Genomic DNA, 20329 nt, shown 5'->3' on the forward strand with positions numbered 1-20329 from the left:
ACCGTCCGCCGCCCCCGCGGGCTTCGAGAAGAGAGAGCCGAGCGTGCCAGGCATCCAGGAAACCCAGCTCTACTGCCTCGCCGACCGTACGTACTTCGACACCCCCGCCCGGCTGCCCGACGAGGAGTCGCGGTACCGGCTCGACACCGATCCGCCCCCGGCGGGCTGGCGCCGTGAGTCCGTGGGCCTGTGGACCTCGCTGGTGCCCGAGCACGCCGAGCTCGCCGAACAGGGCTGGAAGATCCATGTGTCCACCGTCCCCGGTGAGGCCGAGGACACCCTGCGGGACACCGCCCGGATCTGCGTCCGCCACGGTGTGCCCTTCAAATTCCTGCGCAGCGAGCGGGCGTTGCTGCTGATGGCGGGCAAGCACATCAACCGCAGCGGCGCGGGCAAGTTCATCGCGGTCTACCCGCCCGACGAGACCGTGTTCCTCGCCCTTGCCGACGAACTGTCCCGGACCCTGGCGGGACGCAGCGGCCCCTACATCCTCAGCGACCTGCGGATCGGCGACGCACCGGTCTACACGCGCTACGGCGCCTACGTCCCCCGCTGGTGCGACGACGCGGAGGGCCGCCGGGTCCTCGCCCTGCGGGACCCGTCCGGGACGCTCGTCCCCGACGAGCGCGGCGTGGTGTTCCGGGTGCCCCCGTGGGTCGAGGTCCCCGAGGCCCTGCGCCCGCACCTCGCGGCGCGCGCCGCCGCCCGCGACGACTCCTTCCCGTACACGGTCACCGGGGCCCTGCAGTTCTCCAACGCCGGAGGGATCTACCTCGCCGAGGACCGGGGGACCGGGCGGCGCGTGGTCCTGCGCGAGGCGCGCCCGCACTGCGGCCTCGACGGCGTCGGCGACGACGCCGTCACCCGCCTGCGCCGCGAGCACCGGGCGCTGACCGCGCTGGCCGGACTGGACTGCGTACCCGAGGTGTACGGGGTACGGACCGTGTGGGAGCACCACTTCCTCATCGAGGAGCACATCGAGGGGAACACCCTGCTGGAGGAGATCGTCGCCCGCTTCGCCCTCGTGCGCGGGGCGGACTCGGCGGACGAACTCGCCCCCTACGTCGCGTGGACCGAGGCGGTGACCGGTGAACTCACCCGCGCGCTGGAGGCGATCCACGCGCGCGGTCTGCGCTTCGGCGATCTGCACCCCTCCAACATCATCGTCCGGCCCGACGGCCGGATCGCCCTCGTCGACTTCGAGTACGCCACCGCCCTCGACGACCAGGACACCCCGCTGGCCGGCGGCCAGGGCCTCCAGGCTCCCCAGGGCACCCCCGGGGCGGAGGCCGACGGCTACGCGCTCTGGGCGACCTGGCTCTCCATGCTGATGCCGGTCATGGAGATGGCGGGACTCGAAACGGCGAAGGCCCTCACTCTGGAGCGCTGGGCCCGCGAGCGGTACGCCCTTCCGGCCGGGGCGGGCCCCCGCAGGCCCGGACTGCTCAGCGGCCTCGACGCCTCACGGCGGCGGGAGGCCGGGGTGGCCGCCCTGTTCGAGGGAGCGGAGGTCGACTGGGCGGGGATACGCACCCGGCTCCTCGCCGGCATCCACGCCGGAGCCACCCCCGCACGGGCGGACCGCCTCTTCCCGGGCGGCCCGGACCTCTTCAGGACCGGCGGGACCGATCTCGTGAACGGCGCGGCCGGTGTCCTGTACGCCCTGCACCGGACGGGCGCCCCCGTCCCCGGGGAATGGACCGACTGGCTCGCGGCGACCGCGCTGCACAGGGACCCCGCCGAGGCCGGCGGACTCTACGACGGGCTGCCCGGCGCCGCGTTGGTGCTCTCCCTCCTGGGCCGGACCGAGCAGGGACGGGAGGTGTGGGAGCGCGCGACGTCCGTCGCGCAGGCGACTCCATCGGCGGATCTGCTCACCGGCCGCGCGGGCACCGCGCTCGCCGCGCTCCGCATGGCCCGCGTGCACGGAGCCGCCCCCGACCCCCTGCTCGTCGACAGCGCGCTGCGCACCGCCCGGGACCTGGACCGGCTGGTGCGGGGCGAACACGTGGACGGCATGAAGGCGCCGGAGTCGGCCGGGCTGCTGCGCGGACTGAGCGGAGCCGCTCTCCTCCTCCTGGAACTGCACGGGCTGACCGGCGAGGACTGGCTGCGCCGGGCCGCCCGCACCGCCCTGCTGCGGGAGGCCGGACACCTGGTCACCATGGATGACGGCTCGCTCCAGGTGAAGGACGGCCGGCGCCATCTGCTCTATCTCGACCAGGGCAGCTCGGGGGTCGCGCTGGTCGCGCAGGCGTACACGGCCCGGTACGAGGACGAGGCCCTGAGTGCCCTGATCCCGGCCGTGGCCAAGGGCTGCGCCATGGAATTCGTCCGTGAACCAGGGCTGTTCACCGGGCGTGCGGGCCTCGCCGCGGCGGCGGGCCAGCTCGACCCCGTGACCCGGACCGGGCCCCGGGTCATGGCCTCGGTCCGCAACCTCGCCTGGCACCTCGTCGCCGACGAGGACAGGCTGCTCGTCCCGGGCGCGACGCTGCGGCGCTTCTCCGCCGACCTCGGCACGGGGGCGGCGGGGCTTCTGCTCGCCCTGCACTTCCTGTCCGGTACCCGGGACACGGCCGACGGGGAGCGTCCCCCGGGCCTGCTGGACCTGCTCACCCTCGGCTGAGGAGGCGGGGAGCACCGCTCCCGAAGGAGAGCGGCGCTCCCCGCACTCCGGCCGCACCCGGGCCCGCCGCCTCCTCGCGGGCGTACAGACAGAGCAGGCGCGGCACCTCGTACAGCGCGGCGTGTGCGGTGACCTCACCCACGGGGGAGGTCACCGCACCCGTGTCGATGAGCGCCTCGACCGCGCGTATCGTGCCCCGCTCGTCGCGGCCCAGGGCCGCCATCGCCCGCTCCAGCGTGAAGGCGCCGTCCCCCGCGTCCCCCGCGAGCCGGACCAGCGCCCCGCGGTTGTCCGCGCTCAGGTCCCGCCAGCCCGCGGCGAGGCGGGCGCGGACGGACACGTCTCCGGCCACCAGCTCGTCCAGGGCCGCCGTCGGGTCGTCGAGCCGGTCCGCGTACTCCGCCAGCGGGAGGTGACGCAGCACCGCCAGCCGCATCCCGCTGACCGCCACCGCCAACGGCAGGCCCCCGCAGGCCCGCACGATGCGCAGCGCCGCCGGGCGGTCCGTCCGCAGCCGGTCCTCGCCGATCAGGGTCCCCAGCAGCTCCAGGGCCTCGTCGTCGTCCGGGGCGGCCAGGGCCGTACGGTGCACGGACTCCAGCCCGGCCAGCTGACCGCGGGCGGTGAGCACGGCCGAGCAGCGCCCGGACCGGGGCAGCAGGCCGCGCACGGAGGCCTCGTCCGCGACGTCGTCCAGCACGATCAGCGCCCGGTGCCGCGACAGCCAGTCCTGCCAGGCGTTCTCGGCCCGCACCGGATCCGGCCGGCCCGGTCCGCCCACGTCGCACAGCCGCCCCAGCTCGTCCAGCATGTCGTTCCGGTCGCGCGGTGAGCCGTCCTCCCGCCGGGCCCGGACATGGACGCGCCCGTCGGGGAAGCCGTCCGCGAGCAGATGGGCCGCCCGGACGGCCAGCGCCGACTTCCCCACCCCGGCCGGGCCGGAGACGACCAGCACGGAGCCGTCCGTACCGCCCGACACCTGGAGCAGCCGGGCCAGTTCGTCGTCCCGGCCGGTGAAGTGCCTGCTGTCCGCGGGCAGCGACGCACCGCGGAGGGCGCTGCGGGAGGCGGCGGGCCGGGCCGCCCGGCCACCGCCGAGCATCGCCCGGTAGAGGGCCGCCATGGCCGGGCTGGGCTCCAGACCCAGCTCCCTCGCGAGCAGCTGGCGGTAGTCGTCGTACACCGCCAGCGCCTCAGCCTGTCGCCCGGTCTGGTGCAGGGAGTTCATCCACGCCGCCCGGAGCCGCTCCCGGAACGGGTGACGCTCCACCAGGTCCCGCAGGCCGTCCAGGGCCGAGCCCGCCCGGCCCGTCTCGATCTCGGCCTCGGCCCAGTCCTCGTAGACCGTGAGGCAGCGGGCCTCCAGCCGCTCGGCCTCCTCCGCCACACCGGCACTGTCGCGGAGGTCGTGCAGCGGGAGGCGCTCCCCCCAGAGGTCCAGCGCCTCCCGCAGCAGCCGGGCGGCCGTGCGCAGATCCCCCCGCTCCCCGGCCGCCCGGCCCGCACGGGCCAGCGTCCGGAAGCGCAGGGTGTCGAGCTCGCCCTCCTCCACCCGCAGCCGGTAGCCGCCGCAGTCGTGCACCACCCGGTCCCGGTCGTCGCCGTCGGCGCTCCCGAACAGCGCGCGGGCGGCACTGACATAGACCTGGAGGTTCTTGCGCGCGGTCCGCGGCGGCCCCTCGGGCCACACCACGTCGGTCAGCACATCGACCGGTACGGGGGTGTTGGGGCGGGACAGCAGGGTGGCCAGGACCAGCCGCTGCTTCCGTGGTCCGAGCGGCAGCGGCCTGCCGTCGATCACCGCCGTGAGCGGCCCGAGCAGCGAGAAGTACACCGTGCCGGCGGAGCCGGGGCGGGCGGGGGATGGGGGCATCAGCGGGCCTCCTGGCCGGGGGAGGGGCGACGAGCTGCCGTACGCCGCCGATCCTTCCGCGGCGCGGAACGGCGCACATCGGTACGCGGCCCGCATCTTCCGGGGCGCATCCCCGACCCCTGCCGCCCGGGACCCCCATGTTGCGGGGGCGTTCCCCCACCCTCCGGGCCCCCGGCCCGCAGCCGCACGGGCCGGGGGACGCTGCCTGCCGTGCGGGGACCGGCCTGCCACCCCGTCGACGCTGCCTGCCGGGCGGGTGTCGCGGCCAGCCCGGGCCGGTCGTCGCGGCCTCGGCGCGGAACGACGCGGCCTCAGGGCTGGTCGACCGCGCACTCCGCGGCGAACTCGCACAGCGCCGTGCGGTTGGCCCGGCCCGTCTTGCTGAGCAGGCTGGCCAGGTGCTTCTCCACCGTGCGGGGCGAGATGGACAGCCGCTGGGCGATCTGCTGGTTGCCCGGCCGCTCCGCCAGCAGCACGAACACCTCGTACTCGCGCGGAGTCACCCCGTTGGTGCGCAGCGGCGGGGGGATCCGGTCCCGGCCGCCCCGGTGCTGGGTCACGCTCACCCCGGCCTGCCGCAGAGCCGCCCGGCACGCCGCCGCCGGGGGCTGCACCCCGGCTCCGTGGAAGAACTCCTCCGCCGTACGCAGCCACACGACCGGCTCGCCCCACCCGTCGGCCAGCGCCGCGTCCGCGACCAGCCGCAGTCCGAGGTGGCGGGCGACGGGGAACGCCGCGGACCGGGCGTGGAAGGCGGCCATCCGCTGTGCGGCACCCGTGTGGTCGCCCTCCCGGCCCAGCAGCACCGCATCCGCCAGTTCGAGGAACTGCCGGTTCCAGGCCAGGGCGGCACCGGGCGCGCCGGCCACGTCCTCGTACTCCCCGCGCGACGCGTCGCCGGCCAGCACCCGCAGCAGCGGGCGGAGTCCGTAACGGCCGCTCAGGTAGTAGTAGCTGGGATGGTCGCGCTCCCAGGCGAGGACGGCGTCCAGCGCCGCCAGGGCGCGGGGGCGGTCCTCGTCGAGCAGTGCCCCGATCGCCCCGCAGAAGCCCAGCCGCAGGGGCACCAGGGCGGACCGGTCGCCCCCCGCCCGGCGGAAGGAGGCCAGGGCCCGGTCCGCCTCCCGTCTCCGGCCGCGGTGCGCCGCCATCGCCGCCCCGGCCAGCAGCAGATACCGGTGGGCGCCGTGGTTGCCGATCCGGGCGCTCGCCTCCACCGACCGGCCGGTGATCTCCTCCGCCTCGTCCCACCGGGCCGACATCACCGCGTTCATCGCGAGCAGCCCGTCGACGGTCTGCGCCAGCAGCAGCGAACCCAGCTCCGCCGCCGCGGTACGCGCCGAGTGCAGACGCGCCGCGTCGCCGGTCCGCATGAAGCTGTTCACCCCCAGCCGTACGAGCGCCTCCACCCGCCACAGGGGCAGGGAGTGCTCGGTGGACAGGGCGAGCATCCGCTCCAGGCACGCGTCGGCGGCGTCGAACCCCCGCTCCCTGGACAGCAGCGCCAGCAACTGCCAGGCCTGGCAGGCCACCACCGGAAGCCCTTCCGCCTCGGCGGTCTCCGCGGCCGCGAGGGCGGCCCGTTCGGCCGCCTCCGGCTCGCGCCGGTCCTCACCGGGGAGCAGCGAGAGGTGACCGTCGACGACCGCGAGCGACGCCGCGCGCGCCGGGGACGGGGACGGTCCGAACAGGTCGTTGGCCGCCTTGATCTGACGGGCCGTGTCGGCGGCCCGCTCCGCCATGACGGCCACCCAGGCGATCTTGATGTGGACGTCCCCCCGCCGGGCGGCCGCCTCGGAGTGCGCGGGGACCGGGGGCAGGGAGTCGGCCAGCGCGAGGGCGCCGTCCAGATCGCCGCCCTCGGCCCTGGCCACCGCCAGGGACTCGGTGACACCGGCGAGGTCGGTCTCGGCCGCCAGGGAGAGGGAACGTTCCAGCAGGACCACGGCCGAGCCGTGCGAACCCGCGGCGAGCATCCGCCGCCCCGCCTCGGCGAGCTGGAGGGCCGCACCGGCACGGTTGCCCGCCGCGAGCTCCAGCGACGCCAGGAGCTGCCGCCGGTCCTCGTCGAGCGGCTCCCCCGAGTGCTCGACGGCCGAGGCCGCACGGCGGGCGAGAGCGGCGCGCTCGGCCGGTGCGAGGGAGGAGACCAGGGCCTCGGCGGTGAGGGTGTGACGGAAGGTGTAACGGTCGGGGGCCGCCCCGTCGGGGGCGATGGCACCCGTCTCGACCGCGGATCTCAGGTGGGTGAACAGGGCCCGGTCCTCCAGCCCGGTGACGGTCTGGAGCACCGTCACGGAGAACTGGCTGCCCAGGGTCGCCGCCGTCAGCAGCAGGTCCCGCACGGGCTCGTCCATCCGGTCGAGCCGCTGGGCCCAGCTCCGCAGGATGCGCGACGGAAGGATGCCGTCCGGCTGGTCCGCCGCTTCCCAGCCGTCCCCCGCGCGCCGCAGTCTGCCCGTGTCGAGCAGGTCGTCGAGCAGCACCTCGACGAGGTACGGGTTGCCCGTCGCGCGCTCGATCAGCCGCTGGTGGACCGCCTCGGGTATCCGCTCGGGCGGTGTCTCCAGACAGGCCCCGGTCAGCGTCCGCACCTCCGCGTCGCCGAGCCCCCGTAACTCCACCACCGTCGCGGTGTGCCGCTGTTCGGCGGAGCGTACGAGGTCCTGCGCGGCCCCCGGCTCGGGGCGCAGGGTGCCCAGCAGCAGGACCGGGAGGTCCGCCAGGTTGTCGACGACGTACTCGACGACCGCCACGGTCTCCGTGTCGCAGTCGTGCAGATCCTCCAGCAGTACCACGCAGCCGGTGTCCCGGCCCAGGACCGACAGCAGCCGCAGCAGGGCCTCGGCCAGCTCGACGACGGTCTCCGTGTAGCCGGCGGACGCCCCGGTCCGCCACTCCGGCACCAGCCGGGCCAACGCCGGGTGGTACGGGGCCAGTTCCGGATCGGACGGGGTGCCCGCCGACCGGAAGTGGGACGAGAGGGCCTCCATCAGGGGGCGGAAGGGGACGACCAGGCCGGTGGAGCCCGCCCGGCCGCGCAGCACCGGCATCCCCAGTCCGTACGCCCGGTAGGCGCACTCACCCACCAGCCGGGACTTGCCGATCCCCGCTTCACCGACGAGGAACAGCGCGCGCCCCGAACGCCGTCGCGCGGCGTCCAGGGCGCTGCTCAGCAGGCCGATCTCCTCGTCACGTCCGACGACGACCGGCGAATTCGCACGCATGGCCGCAGGCTACTGGAGCCGTACAGAGTGCGGCAGTAGGCACATTCCGGCTCATGACGGTGCGCCTTGGCGGGAAAGGGTCACATCGGGACCGTGAAGGTGGTCCACGGCAGGTCGGGGCCGGTCGTGTCCCCGTCCGACGCGCTGAGGAGCCTGCTGCGCAGACCGAGGCCGCCCCTGTTCCCGAGCGATATCCGGCCCGCGGGGTGCTCGCACGCGCCCTCGTGCGCCGTGGCGGTGTCCGCGTATCCGGCCGATTCGCTGATCTGCGTCATCTCTGCCTCATCTACTGGTCGTTGGTCGACAACGTCATGGGTGCGGGAGACCGGTCGGCCCCCGCGGAGTGGCGCATGAGCAGTGCGGGGCCGATCCGGTCGGGGAAACCCGCCCGCAGCAGCCCGTGTCCGATGCCCGACAGACCGGTGAGCAGTCCCGGGTGAGGTGTGTGTCCGGGCGTCCCGCAGTGCGGCTGCGCCCGGTCGGCCGCCGCCAGCAGGGTGCCGGTCCTGCGCAGCCAGTGGGGGCGCAGCTCCGGCAGCGCGGCATGGCCGAGCAGTTCCAGCACGCCCAGCTCGCCATGGCAGAGGCTGTCGTTCCCGGGCGGCGCGGACCGCGCCACGTCACCGGCCCGCTCCTCCAGCCAGGCGCACAGCTCGGGGTCGGTCAGGGCGTCGGGGCTGTCGGCCACCGCGAGCGCGACCCCCGCCGCCCCCTCGCACCAGGCCCCGCCGGGTTCCGCGCCACGCGCCGCATCCCGCAGGGCGTCCAGCCCGGCGCTCCGGTGGCGCGGCCCTCCGCCCGCACCGGCGAACCGCAGCAGCGCCCACCCGGTGCCCGCCGCCCCCTCGGCGAAACCGCCGGACGCGGGCGGCGCGGCCGTCAGGAGCCGTTCGGCGCAGAGCTCGGCGCCACGCCAGGCCTCGGCCCGGCCGGTGGCGCGGTGCACGGCGAGCAGCGACACCAGGCCGCCGGCCGCCCCGCCGCGCACTCCGAGCCCCTCCTCGGCCGCGGCCGCGGCGGCGGCCAGGCGTGTGGCCGGTCCCGCCCAGTCCCGTACCCGGTCGTCGTCCAGCAGGGTTCCGACCTCGGCCAGGGCGTACGCGATGCCACCGAGGCCGGAGAAGGCGCCGGACCCGAGCAGCCCGAGGTCCTCGCCGTGCTGGTGCAGCGTGTCCAGGAGCCCCGGTACCGGCGCCAGTGCCGCCCGGGCCGCGTCGGCGTAGCGGGCCGCCCCGGTCAGGGACGCCAGCTGCGCGAGGAACAGCGCGGGCCCGGTCCAGCCGCCCGCGAGATCGGCGGCCAGCGGGGTGAGGCGCCAGTAGCGTTCGCCCAGCAGCTCCAGTCCGATCCAGTTGGTCCGGCTGCCGCTGTGGTACGCGAGCGAGACGAGCTGGTCGCCGACCGAGCGCGCGGCGGAGAGCAGGCGTTCCGGCTCCGGCGCGGTCGCCTCGGTCCGCGGCCTGCCGCCGCCGGCGGCAGTGTGCGGGGGCTGGGTGGAGGTGCTCACCATGGCCGTGCGGATGATCCGCTCCTGGTCCTGGCGGTCCACCGTGTCCAGGGCGCGGATCTTGGCCTCCACCCGTGCCAGCCCGGTGGGTCCGGGAAGCTCCCGCACCTCACGTCCGCTGCCGCTGTGCACCCGTGTGCCGGCCGGGCGCGTGGTGAAGACCGGGACGTCGCCCTGCCACAGCTCCGCGATCTCCTCGTCCTCCAGGCCGGGCAGCGCGGGCGTGCCCAGGGCCCCGGTGCGCAGCAGCGCGAACACCTGCTGGCGCTCGGTGGCGTCCCGCATCAGGTCGGGGTGGGTCGACTCGTGCAGCAGCGTGGCGTACGTCCAGGTCGGCCTGGGCACGAAGCGGATCTCGTCGTCCGCGAAGGGGCTCAACAGCCCGTTCGGGCCCAGCAGTTCGTCGCGTGATTCGCTGACGGCCGTGTACGCCGAGCGGAATCCGTCGCAGAGCGCGTCGGTGAACCGGAACGGATCCGCGGGGGACCCGTCGAGCTCGGGGCGGTTGGCCGATGCGGTGAACCGCCCCGAGGCGCGCACCAGACGCATGGTGTCGGTGCCGGCCGCGGCCCAGGAGGCCGTCTCCAGTGGCGAGGAGGCCGCCCGGCCGCCGCCGACGGCGGACATGTCGAGCGCGGAGCTGTCCCCGACGAGCAACTGCGGGAGCAGCCCGACGCGGTGGACCGAGGCGTGCAGGGCCCGCGCGGCCGGATCGGCGGGCGGGGTCTGCGTCAGCGGAGGGTGGAAGAGCGTCTCCACGTCGACCAGGACGGGGTGCGGCCCGCAGGCGATGAGGTTCTCGTGGTGCAGGTCCGTGCCGTCCAGGACGTGCAGCAGCGCGAGCAGGGCGCCCAGCCGCCGGTAGAAGAGCGTGGTCTCGGCCGTCGAGAGACAGGGGGCGCTCGTGACGAACTCCGCCCAGCCGTACGCGCCCCGGTCGAGGACCCGCGGCGCCCGCAGGGTCGGCGTTCCGGCAGGAGAGCCCGCGGAACCCGCGACGGAGCCGGCGGAGGAGTCCTCAGGGGAGTCCGCATGGGAGTTGAGCCACTCCACCACGGCCTCGAAGTGCCGGTGGGCGGCGAGAGGGCGCGGCTTGTAGACCAGCCGTGCGCCGTCCGCGAACCGCAGCAGCATCACCGACCTGCCCCCGCGATGGCTGTCGCCCGAGCCGGACTCGACCCCGGTCAGGGTGTGCGGCCCGTAGCCGGCGGACCCTCCCGCGCCCCGGTCCCCGAGCACCGCGGAGGACCTCAGGACCTCCCGGTCAGCCGCGAGCCGGCCGAGCATCTCGGCGAAGGCGTCGGCCGCGTTCATGGCCGCCTGTGCCAGGACCCTGGCGAGGACCGGGTAGCGGGTGACGAGGGAGGAGAGACCGGCCCGGCCCGCCGTCAGCCGCAGGAAGTCCCGGAAGCGCTCACGGGGTCCCTCGCCGCTCAGTCTGCCGCCGGTCCGCGCCTCGTGCAGTTCCGAGACGAGGGTCCTGGCGGCCAGCACGGCCAGGCGCCGGGCCACGTCGTGCCGGAAGCCGTCCAGCACGCCGGCGGGGCAGGCGGCCTGCCCCGGCCGTGCGGCGTCCCCGGGCACCGAGCCCGCCAGCCGGTCCGCGGCCAGGGCCGCGAACGGCGCGACGACCAGGTGGAAGCCGGTCAGGTCCGGGTACGCCCGGTCCGCGATCCGTGCCTCACGCGGCGCCCGGGCGACGGCCTCCCGGACGAATCCGGCCCAGCCGGGCTCCGCGTCCGCGCGGGGCCCGACGGTGCCGGGCACCCACCACGGATCACCGTGGTCCCGGGCGCTGAGGAGAGGAGCCGTGTCCGGCACCGGGGCATGCCCGGCGCCCTCGGCGTCCGCCGGGACGCGCGGTGCGGCAGCGGGGGCGTGCGGTGCGCCGTCAGGGACGTGCGGGGCGGGCGCCCGTTCCGTGTTCCCGATCGCTTCCTTCTCCACCACCGCGTTCACCTCCCCGGTCGAAGGAGGCCTCAGTGGTCCTCCCGCGCCCATCCTGGAGGGCGGCCGGGTCCGGCACATGGGGGAGTCGCCCCCATCTTTCCGCCCGTGGGGTCCCGGGCCGTGGGGGTGCCGCGGTTCAGCGGGCCGGGGCGGCGGTCGATCCCCGGTCCATGAGCTCCGCGGCGATGGTCGCCACGCCCCCCTGCGGCGGGGTCTCCTTGCCCATCGCCAGCCGCCCGGCCCGCGCGCCCGCCTCGAACAGCGGCAGCCGTACGGTCGTCAGCGCGGGCACGGAGTCCACGGAGAACGGCAGGTCGTCGAATCCGGCGACCGAGACGTCCTCGGGGATACGGAGGCCGAGGTCCCGCACCGCCGCGCAGGCCCCCAGGGCCACGGTGTCGTTGGCGGCGACGACGGCCGTCACATCCGGTGCGCGGCGCAGGAGTTCGCGCGTGGCGTCGTAGCCCGAACTCCGGTCGTACGGGCCGTGCTCGGTGAGCTTCTCCTCGTCGCCCTGGAGCCCCGCCGCCCGCATGGCCTCGCGGTGGCCCTCCAGCCGGTGACGGGTCGTCGTGCGTTCCAGCGGGCCGGCGACGTAGCCGATCCGCCGGTGTCCCAGACCGATCAGATGCTCGGTGAGCCGCCTGGCTCCGCCCCGGTTGTCGAAGGCCAGCGAGGCGGCGACCGCGTCGGTGTCCGGCAGCGGAGGGCGTCCGCAGAAGACGATCCGGGTGCCGGCGTCCGCGAGCTTCGCCAGTTTCACGGCCATCGCGGCCTGGTGGGACGGGTCCTCCAGCGCACCGCCGGTGAGGACGACGGCCGCGGCGCGCTGGCGCTGGAGCAGGGTGAGATAGGTGAGCTCGCGCTCGGGGGAGCCTCCGGTGTTGCAGACGACGGCGAGCTTCTCGCCCCCCGCGCGGCCCGATCCGTCGCCCGGACCGCCGATCTCGCTCTGCGCGGCACCGGCCATGATCCCGAAGAACGGGTCGGCGATGTCGTTGACCAGGATGCCCACGAGGTCGGACGTGGCGGCGGCGAGCGAGCTGGCCGGGCCGTTGAGCACGTAGTCCAGTTCGTCCACCGCGCGCAGGACCCGTTCCCGGGTGGACGAGGCCACCGGGTAGTTGCCGTTCAGCACGCGGGACACGGTGGCCGGGGACACCCGGGCGCGGGCCGCAACGTCCGCCAGGGTGACTGTCATCGCTCTCCTCCGAGGAGTTGTGGAGCGGCCCCTCTTGTCCGGGCCGCTGTCGGCAGGCTAGCGTCATACCGCATAGAAAGCGCTTGCTACGGCTGTATGGAGGAACTTTCGTGACACGCAGGACAGTGCGCATCGCCATGAACGGCGTCACGGGACGCATGGGATACCGGCAGCACCTGGTGCGCTCGATCCTCGCGATCCGCGAGCAGGGCGGCCTCGACCTCGGTGACGGCGACGTGCTGTGGCCGGAGCCCGTGCTCGTCGGCCGCCGCGCCCACGCCCTGGAGGCGCTCGCCGAGCAGCACGGCCTGACCGAGTGGTCCACCGACCTGGACGCGGTGCTCGCCGACGAGTCGGTCGACATCTACTTCGACGCCCAGGTGACCTCGGCCCGCGTCGAGGCGATCAAGAAGGCGATCGCCGCGGGCAAGCACATCTACACCGAGAAGCCCACCGCCACCGACGTCGAGGGCGCACTCGACCTGGCCCGCCTCGCCCGTGACGCCGGCATCAAGCACGGCGTCGTCCAGGACAAGATCTTCCTGCCGGGTCTGCTGAAGCTGAAGCGCCTCATCGACGGCGGCTTCTTCGGCGAGATCCTCTCCGTGCGCGGCGAGTTCGGCTACTGGGTCTTCGAAGGCGACTGGCAGGACGCCCAGCGCCCCTCCTGGAACTACCGCGCGGAGGACGGCGGCGGCATCGTCGTCGACATGTTCCCGCACTGGGAGTACGTCCTGCACGAGCTGTTCGGCCAGGTCACGAGCGTCTCCGCGCACGTCCAGACGCACATCCCGCAGCGCTGGGACGAGCAGGGCAAGCCCTATGCCGCCACCGCCGACGACGCCGCGTACGGCACCTTCCAGCTGGCCGGCGGCGCCGTCGCCCAGATCAACTCCTCCTGGGCGGTCCGCGTCAACCGCGACGAGCTCGTCGAGTTCCAGGTCGACGGCACCCACGGCTCCGCCGTCGCGGGCCTGCGCAACTGCCGCGTCCAGCACCGCTCGGCCACCCCCAAGCCGGTCTGGAACCCCGACCTCCCGGTCACCGAGTCGTTCCGCGACCAGTGGCAGGAAGTCCCGGACAACGCCGAGTTCGACAACGGCTTCAAGGCCCAGTGGGAGCTCTTCCTGCGCCACATCGTCCTCGACGAGCCCTACACCTGGGACCTGATGGCCGGCGCCCGGGGCGTCCAGCTCGCCGAGCTCGGCCTCAGGTCCTCGGCCGAGGGCCGCCGCTTCGACGTACCGGAGCTGAGCCTGTGACCATCCATCTCCCGCAGGGTCCGTACGAACCCCGGACCACCCCGCTCGACCTGGCGCCGGACGGGGCGCCGCTCGCCTCCCGCACGGTCTTCTCCGCGGCCCACGTCGTCGCCGACCCGTACGCCGACATCAGCCCCGACGACCCGGTCGCCGTCGACTGGGACGCCACCCTCGCCTTCCGCCGCCACCTCTGGTCGCACGGCCTGGGCGTCGCCGAGGCCATGGACACCGCGCAGCGCGGCATGGGCCTGGACTGGGCGGGCGCCTCCGAGCTCATCCGCCGCTCCGCCGCCGAGGCGAAGTCCGTGGGCGGCAGGATCGCCTGCGGCGTCGGCACCGACCAGCTCACCGGACCCGCGAGCCTGCCCGAGGTGCGCGCCGCGTACGAGGAGCAGCTCGCCCTGGTCGAGGAGAGCGGCGCGCAGGCCATCCTGATGGCCTCCCGCGCGCTGGCCGCCGCGGCGAACGGCCCCGAGGACTACCTGGAGACGTACGCCCATCTCCTGCGCCAGGCCACGGAGCCCGTCGTCCTGCACTGGCTCGGCCCCATGTTCGACCCGGCGCTGGAGGGCTACTGGGGCAGCGCCGACCTCGACGCCGCCACGGACACCTTCCTGAAGGTCATCGCCGAACACCCGGACAAGGTCGACGGCATCAAGATCTCGCTCCTGGACGCCGAGCGCGAGATCGACGTACGGCGCCGTCTTCCCGGCGGGGTGCGCTGCTACACCGGCGACGACTTCAACTACCCCGAGCTGATCGCGGGCGACGACCGGGGCTTCAGCCACGCGCTGCTCGGCATCTTCGACCCGCTGGGTCCGCTGGCCGCCCACGCCGTGCGGGTCCTGGACACCGGGGACGTCCAGGGGTTCCGCGACCTCCTCGACCCCACGGTCGAGCTGTCGCGCCACCTCTTCGAGGCCCCCACCCGCTTCTACAAGACGGGCGTCGTGTTCCTCGCCTGGCTGGCGGGCCACCAGGACCACTTCACGATGGTCGGCGGCCTCCAGTCCGCGCGCTCGCTGCCGCACCTGGCGAAGGCGTACGAACTGGCCGACCGGCTCGGCCTGTTCCCCGACCCCGAGCTGGCCGAGTCCCGCATGCGCGCGCTGCTGACCGTCCACGGAGGAAGCCGATGAGCACCGAGCTCTCCCGCCTGTCCATCAACCAGGAGACGGTCCGTCAGCTCTCCCTCCCGGAGCTCGTCGAGGGCTGCGCCAAGGCGGGCATCGGACAGGTCGGCCTCTGGCGGGCCCCGGTGCAGGAGTACGGCGTCGAGCGCGCCGGGCAGCTGATGAGGGACGCGGGTCTCACCGTCACCAGCCTCTGCCGCGGCGGCTTCCTCACCGCGACCGACCCGGCGGAGCGGGCCCGCGCGCTGGAGGACAACCGGGCCGCGGTCGACGAGGCCGCGGGCGTGAACACGGACACCCTGGTCCTGGTCTCCGGCGGGCTCCCGGACGGCGACAAGGACCTGTTCGGCGCCCGCGAGCGCATCGCCGACGCCCTGGGCGAGCTGGCGCCGTACGCGGCGGAGCGCGGAGTGCGCCTCGCGATCGAGCCGCTGCACCCGATGTTCGCCTCGGACCGCTGCGTCGTGTCGACCCTCTCGCAGGCACTTGACCTCGCGGAGCGCTTCCCCGCCGAGCAGGTCGGGGTGGTCGTCGACACGTATCACATCTGGTGGGACGACCAGGTGCCCGCGCAGATCGCGCGGGCGGGCGCGGGCGGGCGGATCCACTCCTTCCAGCTGGCCGACTGGATCACCCCGCTCCCGGCGGGAGTTCTGGTGGGACGTGGCCAACTGGGCGACGGATGCGTGGACTTCCGCGCGATGCGCGCGCAGGTCGAGGCGACCGGCTTCGACGGGCCGATCGAGGTCGAGATCTTCAACGAGGAGCTGTGGGCCCGTGACGGCGCCGAGGTGGTGGCCGAGGTCGCCGCCCGGTACCTGGAACACGCCTGCTGAGAACGGGACTCACGGCCCGGGGTAAAGAGATCGCAAAGCCGTGCAACCTTTGCGTACCCTCCCCGGTCGTACTCTGCGTCGGGACTTCCGGGGAGGGGTCCGGGGGGATTCGGGAAGCCCGACGGAGGGGGAAAGCGAGGGGGGTCCGGCCTGTGGGCCGGGCCCCATTCCGCTTTTCAGGGGGTCAGCGCCTCACGTCCACGGAGAGATGCGGCCAGGCCGCGGCCGCCGCGGTGACGTCGCCCGGCAGCCGGTCCGTTCCACGTACGTCTTCGCAGGGGCGGAAGTGGACGACCGTTCCCGTCGTGCCGTCGTCGGCGATCGGCTCCAGACCGGTCACCGGGACGCCGTGCTCGTAGCGCTGGGTCCAGGAGCCGTTGTGGCGGCGGTTGGTGTGGACGAGCCACTCGCTGAGCGCGGCGACGACGGACATGCCCCGGCGCGGATGACCGTCGGGCAGCGTCTGCGCCCCGGGGGAGTCGAAGAACCGCAGGTCCTGCGTGGCCATGACCGGCTTCCTGACGACCTGGCCGTGCTCGTCGAACCGGGTGTCGGTTCCCCGGCCGTCGTCCGCCACGGACACGGAGCCGTCGGCGTGGAGGGTGACGAGGCAGCTCCCTCCGCCTCCGCACTCCGCCTCGTCGGCCGCGTAGGCGAGGACTTCGAGCACCAGGTGCCACGTCCCTCCGGGAGCGAAGGCTGCGGGGTCCCGGCGAATGCCCGACAGGTGGTCGAGGTCCACGGTGCCGGCCCAGTCGTGGGTCGTGTTGCGCCAGGAAGTTCTTGAAGTGTCCACGGGAGAATCTCCGCCCTGCCAGGTGATCGCCGCACCGGCGGCCCGCCGGGAACGGGGCCCCGCGCATCGCCGCCGAAAAGTGGAGGGCCGTCCTTCCGGACGCCTCACCAGGCCCGAATCTAGCCCTGTGCGCCTCGTGGCCCCAGGCCCGGCACGACGCGACGGGCGCCTCCACGGACGCGGGCGGGCCCCGGCCGGGGGCCGGTTCCCCGCCCTCCGGCGCGGCGGCGTTCGCCGGTCCACGCACCGCCCGAGGGCCGCCGCGGGGGCGATTCCAGGACCGCCGGGGCCTCTGATTTCTCCTGTGCCCGTCCCGGACGTACGCGGGGGCGGGATAGGCCGGGAGGGCAGGCGATGGTTCCCGGAGAGTGCCCCGACGGCCCTTGAAATCCGCTCGGGGGCGGGTGACGGTGAACCGACCCCTGTGCCGCGACGGAGAGAAGAGCCGAACCATGCCCGAACACGAGCGACTCGACCGTGGCGTGGGGGCCGCGCGTGGCGCCAGGGCCCGTAACTCCGGGCGGCCGGGCCTCCTCCGGCCGCACGCCGGGGTGTCTCCGGCCTCCCCGGAGCTGCTCACCGCGTCACAGGTCGCCGCCGTGCAGAGCTCCGTGGGAAATGCAGCCTTCCGGAAGAGTCTCGGGGCCGGCGCCGGTGTCCCGGTGCAACGTGCCTTCGAGAAGGACCCGCAGAAGAGGCTCGACGCATGGGTCGGCAAGACGGACGCGCGGGAGAAGGGCACCGACTCGGCGGGAGTCGCCAAGAGATCGTCCGCGCTGAGTGCCCTCGGGCGGAAGGTCCCGGAGCGGATGATCGAGATCAGCGAACAGTCCACGGACTACAAGCCCGACCCGACGGACTCCTCGGGGAAGCCGCCGCTCGTGGGAGGGGCGTTCAAGAACCTCTTCGGGAAGGACGACGCCGGCTCCTTCGCGGTGATGATGGAGAACTACCGCCAGAGCAAGGACACGGTGGACCCGGACACCGGGGACGAGGCCAAGGCCCCCGCCTACACCGCGAGCGACGTCTTCCTCAACCAGTGGACCGCGGCGAGTTCGGTGCTCGACGATGACGGCCTCAAGGGCAACAAGCTGAACAAGGCGGTCAAGCAGTCCTTGACGGCCCCGAAGGACGCCGCGACCGGGACCCCCGACAAGCTGCCGGACCAGATCTACCGGCAGAACATCTCAGGAGCAGAGGCCAAGAAGGTCCTGGGCGGCATCCTCGGTGACCGGTCCAGGATGACCTTCACCGAGAACAGCGACGACTACCGCAGCGTGATGGCCACCGTGAACGGAAAGATGACCCTCAACCAGGTGAAAACGCACAACGCGGTGAAGGGCCTTCCCCCGGAGCGTGAACAATTCATCTCCGGTGGCGAGTTGACCAAGGATGACAACGGCAACTTCCACATGCGCTTCGACATAGGCCGCCGCGGCTGACCGGGGCCTCGGGCCGTGCCCGGGGACGGCCGGCTCCCGGACCGTGACGTCAGTCACCGTCGAAGCCCCGCCGGGCCGCCTCGATGTGACCGAGGTTCCGGTGGGTCCACTCGCACATCACGTCGACCGTCTTCCGCAGCCCCTGGCCCGGCTCCGTCAGGGTGTACTCGACCTTCGGAGGGACCGTCGGGTACACGGTCCGCCCGACGAGGCCGTTGCGCTCCAGCATGCGCAGGTTCTGGGTGAGCATCTTGTGGCTGATCCCCTCGACCGCGCCCCGCAGCTCGCTGAAGCGCAGGGTGCCGTCGCCCAGGGCCTCGATGATCAGGAGCGCCCACTTGTTGGCGACGTCCGAGAAGATCTCCCGCGCCAGCGAGTCCGCGCGCCTCAGGTCGGCCTGCTCGTCCGGCGAGCCGCTGAACTGCTTGGTCACCTTCTGGTTCCCCTGTCACCGAAAAGTGCGTTCTTCCACGTCAGCACTGACTCTCCTACGGTTTCCCAGTAACCACAAGAGAGCACGTGCGGTCCCTGCCGGGACCGTACGGCGAGGAGGCGGACAGCATGGCCATCACCCTGACGAACCCCGCGGGGCTGCCGGAGACCGGTGTCTACGGGCAGGTGTCGGTCGCGACCGGTTCGAAGCTGGTCTTCGTCGCCGGGCAGGTCGCCTGGGACGGCGACGGCGTCACGGTCGGCGAGGGCGACCTGGCGGCCCAGGTCGAGCAGTGCTACCTCAACGTCGCCACCGCGCTGGCGGGCGTCGGCGCCTCCTTCGACGACGTGGCGAAGCTGAACGTGCACGTCGTCGACTGGACCCCGGACAAGATGCCCCTGCTCCTGGAGGGGATCTCCCGGGCGGCGGCCCGGCTGGGGATCACCCCGAAGCCGCCGGCCACCCTGCTGGGCGTCGCCGCGCTGGACATCCCCGAGCACATGGTCGAGGTCGAGGCCACAGCAGTCGTCGACTGAGAGGAGAGGCCCGCCCGGCTCTCCGAACCGTGCGGTCCGGACGTCCGGGGCCGAACTCCGAAGCCGCTCGGGCGGGTTACCCGCTGGCGTCCCCGCTCGGCGAGGCCGAGAATGCGCAGGCGGGGGCGGTGGTACGTCTCCGTGGCCGCCGGGAGAGGACCGCGCGGCCGTGACCGCACGGGAAGCACAGGGAGAGGCATGCTGACGAGCGACCGCGAGACCGGCAGAACGGGCGAGGCCACGGTGCAGGGGGATGTGCTAGCCGGATTCGAAGGCGTACGCGAGGCTTTCCAGCAGGTGGTGCGGGACCAGCCGCTGCCCACCGGACAGCAGTTGGCGGTCCACCACGGCGGGAAGCGGGTCGTGGACCTCTGGGCCGGACCCGGTGTGGACGGCGACACGCTGACCGGCGTCTTCTCGGTGAGCAAGGGTGCCGCGCATGTCGTGGTGGCCCTGCTCGTCCAGGACGGCGTGCTCGACCTGGACCGCGCGGTCGCCGCCTACTGGCCCGAGTTCGGCCAGGCCGGGAAGGACCGGGTGACGCTGCGCCAACTACTGGCCCACCAGGCGGGTGTGGTCGGTGTCGACGAGGTCTTCACGATCGAGGAGCTGGCCGACGACGCGCTCATGGCAGGCCGCCTCGCGGCGCAGGCCCCCTACTGGACGCCCGGTGAGGGGTTCGGCTACCACGGGCTCGTCATCGCCGCCCTCACGGGAGAAGTCGTCCGCAGGGCGACCGGACGGAGCCTTCAGGACTGGTGGGAGCTGCGTGTCCGCCGGCCGCGGGGCGTCGACTTCTACCTGGGGCTCCCCGAGGAACTGGAGCCCCGCTACCTGCCGGTGACCCCCGCCGTGCCCGAGGCACCCGAGGTGCCCGGGCCGGGGGCCGCGGAGCCCGGGCAGGAGCCGCCGTCGCTGCTGGACATAGCCTTCAGCACGGCCCACCTGCCGGACCTGTCGGTCTTCCCGAACTTCCGGCGCACGAGGGCCCTCGGCCAGGGGTCGGCGGGCGGCGTGGCCTCCGCCCGGGGCGTGGCCGCCGCCTACGCGGCGGTGATCGGGTGCCTGGACGACAGCCCCGCGCTGCTCGACCCGGACACGATCGAGACGTTCACCCGGATCCACTCGGAGGGCACCGACCTGGTCGGCGAGGTCGAGAGCCGCTTCGCCCTGGGATTTCAGGTCCTCGACGCCCGTTTCGCGGAGGCCGGCCCGGACGCCTTCGGCCACGGGGGCGCGGCAGGCGCGATGGCCTTCGCGAGCCCTTCCCGGGGACTGGCCTTCGCACACATCAGGAGCCGGTTCGCACTGGGGGACAGCGCGGACCGGGAGAACGCGCTGCTCATCGGCGAGGTGGCCTCCGCGCTTCGCGGCCTGGGCCACAGGCTGTCGTAACACCCCAGGGCCTCTCGTCCGGATCAAGTGGAGCCGCGGGCCCCGGACCCCGCTCACCGACCCCTCCTGATCCGGACGGAAGCCCCCGGGCGTGGTGGCACGGTGCGGC

Annotated in this window: 14 protein-coding genes; 7 read left to right on the top strand and 7 right to left on the bottom strand. The window is 74.0% G+C overall.

Annotated features, from left to right (window positions below):
- The first annotated feature begins 43 nt into the window (after positions 1-43).
- The gene (lanKC, locus tag AMK10_RS08915) at positions 44-2629 is read left to right on the top strand and encodes a class III lanthionine synthetase LanKC (RefSeq protein WP_073746763.1); all 2586 of its coding nucleotides are present in this window, start codon (positions 44-46) and stop codon (positions 2627-2629) included.
- Here the strand turns inward: lanKC and AMK10_RS08920 are convergent.
- From AMK10_RS08920 to AMK10_RS08940, 5 genes are all read right to left on the bottom strand, one after another.
- The gene (locus AMK10_RS08920) at positions 2616-4502 is read right to left on the bottom strand and encodes an AfsR/SARP family transcriptional regulator (RefSeq protein WP_073746765.1); all 1887 of its coding nucleotides are present in this window, start codon (positions 4500-4502) and stop codon (positions 2616-2618) included. The genes lanKC and AMK10_RS08920 overlap by 14 nt on opposite strands.
- A 311-nt stretch (positions 4503-4813) precedes the next feature.
- The gene (locus AMK10_RS08925) at positions 4814-7729 is read right to left on the bottom strand and encodes a helix-turn-helix transcriptional regulator (protein WP_073746766.1); all 2916 of its coding nucleotides are present in this window, start codon (positions 7727-7729) and stop codon (positions 4814-4816) included.
- An 80-nt stretch (positions 7730-7809) separates the two neighbouring features.
- A complete protein-coding gene (locus AMK10_RS08930; RefSeq protein ID WP_073746767.1) occupies positions 7810-8004 on the bottom strand; it encodes a hypothetical protein in 195 nt (64 codons plus the stop codon).
- Between the two features lie 11 nt (positions 8005-8015).
- On the bottom strand, positions 8016-11237 hold the full coding sequence (locus AMK10_RS08935; RefSeq protein ID WP_107428397.1) for a type 2 lanthipeptide synthetase LanM family protein: 3222 nt from the start codon (positions 11235-11237) through the stop codon (positions 8016-8018).
- 85 nt (positions 11238-11322) lie between these two features.
- Positions 11323-12387, bottom strand: a complete 1065-nt coding sequence (locus tag AMK10_RS08940) for a LacI family DNA-binding transcriptional regulator (RefSeq protein ID WP_073746768.1) — start codon at positions 12385-12387, stop codon at positions 11323-11325.
- A 110-nt stretch (positions 12388-12497) separates the two neighbouring features.
- Here AMK10_RS08940 and AMK10_RS08945 point away from each other — a divergent pair, with 110 nt between their 5' ends.
- Genes AMK10_RS08945 through AMK10_RS08955 form a run of 3 tightly spaced genes read left to right on the top strand, consistent with a single transcriptional unit; the run spans position 12498 to position 15618 of the window.
- Positions 12498-13649, top strand: a complete 1152-nt coding sequence (locus tag AMK10_RS08945; RefSeq protein WP_073746769.1) for a Gfo/Idh/MocA family protein — start codon at positions 12498-12500, stop codon at positions 13647-13649.
- Positions 13646-14788 (top strand): dihydrodipicolinate synthase family protein, encoded by a 1143-nt coding sequence (locus tag AMK10_RS08950; protein ID WP_073746770.1) that lies wholly within the window; start codon positions 13646-13648, stop codon positions 14786-14788. Before AMK10_RS08945 ends, AMK10_RS08950 begins: the two co-directional genes overlap by 4 nt.
- The gene (locus AMK10_RS08955; protein WP_073746771.1) at positions 14785-15618 is read left to right on the top strand and encodes a sugar phosphate isomerase/epimerase family protein; all 834 of its coding nucleotides are present in this window, start codon (positions 14785-14787) and stop codon (positions 15616-15618) included. Before AMK10_RS08950 ends, AMK10_RS08955 begins: the two co-directional genes overlap by 4 nt.
- Positions 15619-15802: 184 nt before the next feature.
- Here the strand turns inward: AMK10_RS08955 and AMK10_RS08960 are convergent, their stop codons facing one another.
- Positions 15803-16414 carry an ATP-binding protein gene (locus AMK10_RS08960; protein WP_073746772.1) on the bottom strand — a complete coding sequence of 204 codons (612 nt, stop codon included), beginning with the start codon at positions 16412-16414 and terminating at the stop codon, positions 15803-15805.
- 662 nt (positions 16415-17076) lie between these two features.
- Here AMK10_RS08960 and AMK10_RS08965 point away from each other — a divergent pair.
- A complete protein-coding gene (locus tag AMK10_RS08965) occupies positions 17077-17856 on the top strand; it encodes a hypothetical protein (RefSeq protein WP_143194946.1) in 780 nt (259 codons plus the stop codon).
- 49 nt (positions 17857-17905) lie between these two features.
- On the opposite strand, the gene AMK10_RS08970 is transcribed toward AMK10_RS08965, so the two are convergent.
- A complete protein-coding gene (locus tag AMK10_RS08970) occupies positions 17906-18289 on the bottom strand; it encodes a winged helix-turn-helix transcriptional regulator (RefSeq protein ID WP_073746774.1) in 384 nt (127 codons plus the stop codon).
- Positions 18290-18417: 128 nt separating this feature from the next.
- Between AMK10_RS08970 and AMK10_RS08975 the strand changes: the two genes are divergently transcribed.
- Positions 18418-18825, top strand: coding sequence for a RidA family protein (locus AMK10_RS08975; protein WP_073748002.1), 408 nt, complete (start codon positions 18418-18420; stop codon positions 18823-18825).
- 198 nt (positions 18826-19023) lie between these two features.
- A complete protein-coding gene (locus AMK10_RS08980) occupies positions 19024-20220 on the top strand; it encodes a serine hydrolase domain-containing protein (protein ID WP_073746775.1) in 1197 nt (398 codons plus the stop codon).
- Positions 20221-20329: the final 109 nt, after the last annotated feature.

The sequence above is a fragment of the Streptomyces sp. CB02058 genome, from assembly GCF_001905505.1.
GTDB lineage: Bacteria > Actinomycetota > Actinomycetes > Streptomycetales > Streptomycetaceae > Streptomyces.

Coding starts and splice junctions, on each gene's coding strand:
- AMK10_RS08975 (WP_073748002.1), top strand. CDS start 18,418: ATGGCCATCACCCTGACGAACCCCGCGGGGCTGCCGGAGACCGGTGTC.
- AMK10_RS08980 (WP_073746775.1), top strand. CDS start 19,024: ATGCTGACGAGCGACCGCGAGACCGGCAGAACGGGCGAGGCCACGGTG.
- AMK10_RS08925 (WP_073746766.1), bottom strand. CDS start 7,729: ATGCGTGCGAATTCGCCGGTCGTCGTCGGACGTGACGAGGAGATCGGC.
- AMK10_RS08930 (WP_073746767.1), bottom strand. CDS start 8,004: ATGACGCAGATCAGCGAATCGGCCGGATACGCGGACACCGCCACGGCG.
- AMK10_RS08920 (WP_073746765.1), bottom strand. CDS start 4,502: ATGCCCCCATCCCCCGCCCGCCCCGGCTCCGCCGGCACGGTGTACTTC.
- AMK10_RS08935 (WP_107428397.1), bottom strand. CDS start 11,237: ATGGGCGCGGGAGGACCACTGAGGCCTCCTTCGACCGGGGAGGTGAAC.
- AMK10_RS08955 (WP_073746771.1), top strand. CDS start 14,785: ATGAGCACCGAGCTCTCCCGCCTGTCCATCAACCAGGAGACGGTCCGT.
- AMK10_RS08940 (WP_073746768.1), bottom strand. CDS start 12,387: ATGACAGTCACCCTGGCGGACGTTGCGGCCCGCGCCCGGGTGTCCCCG.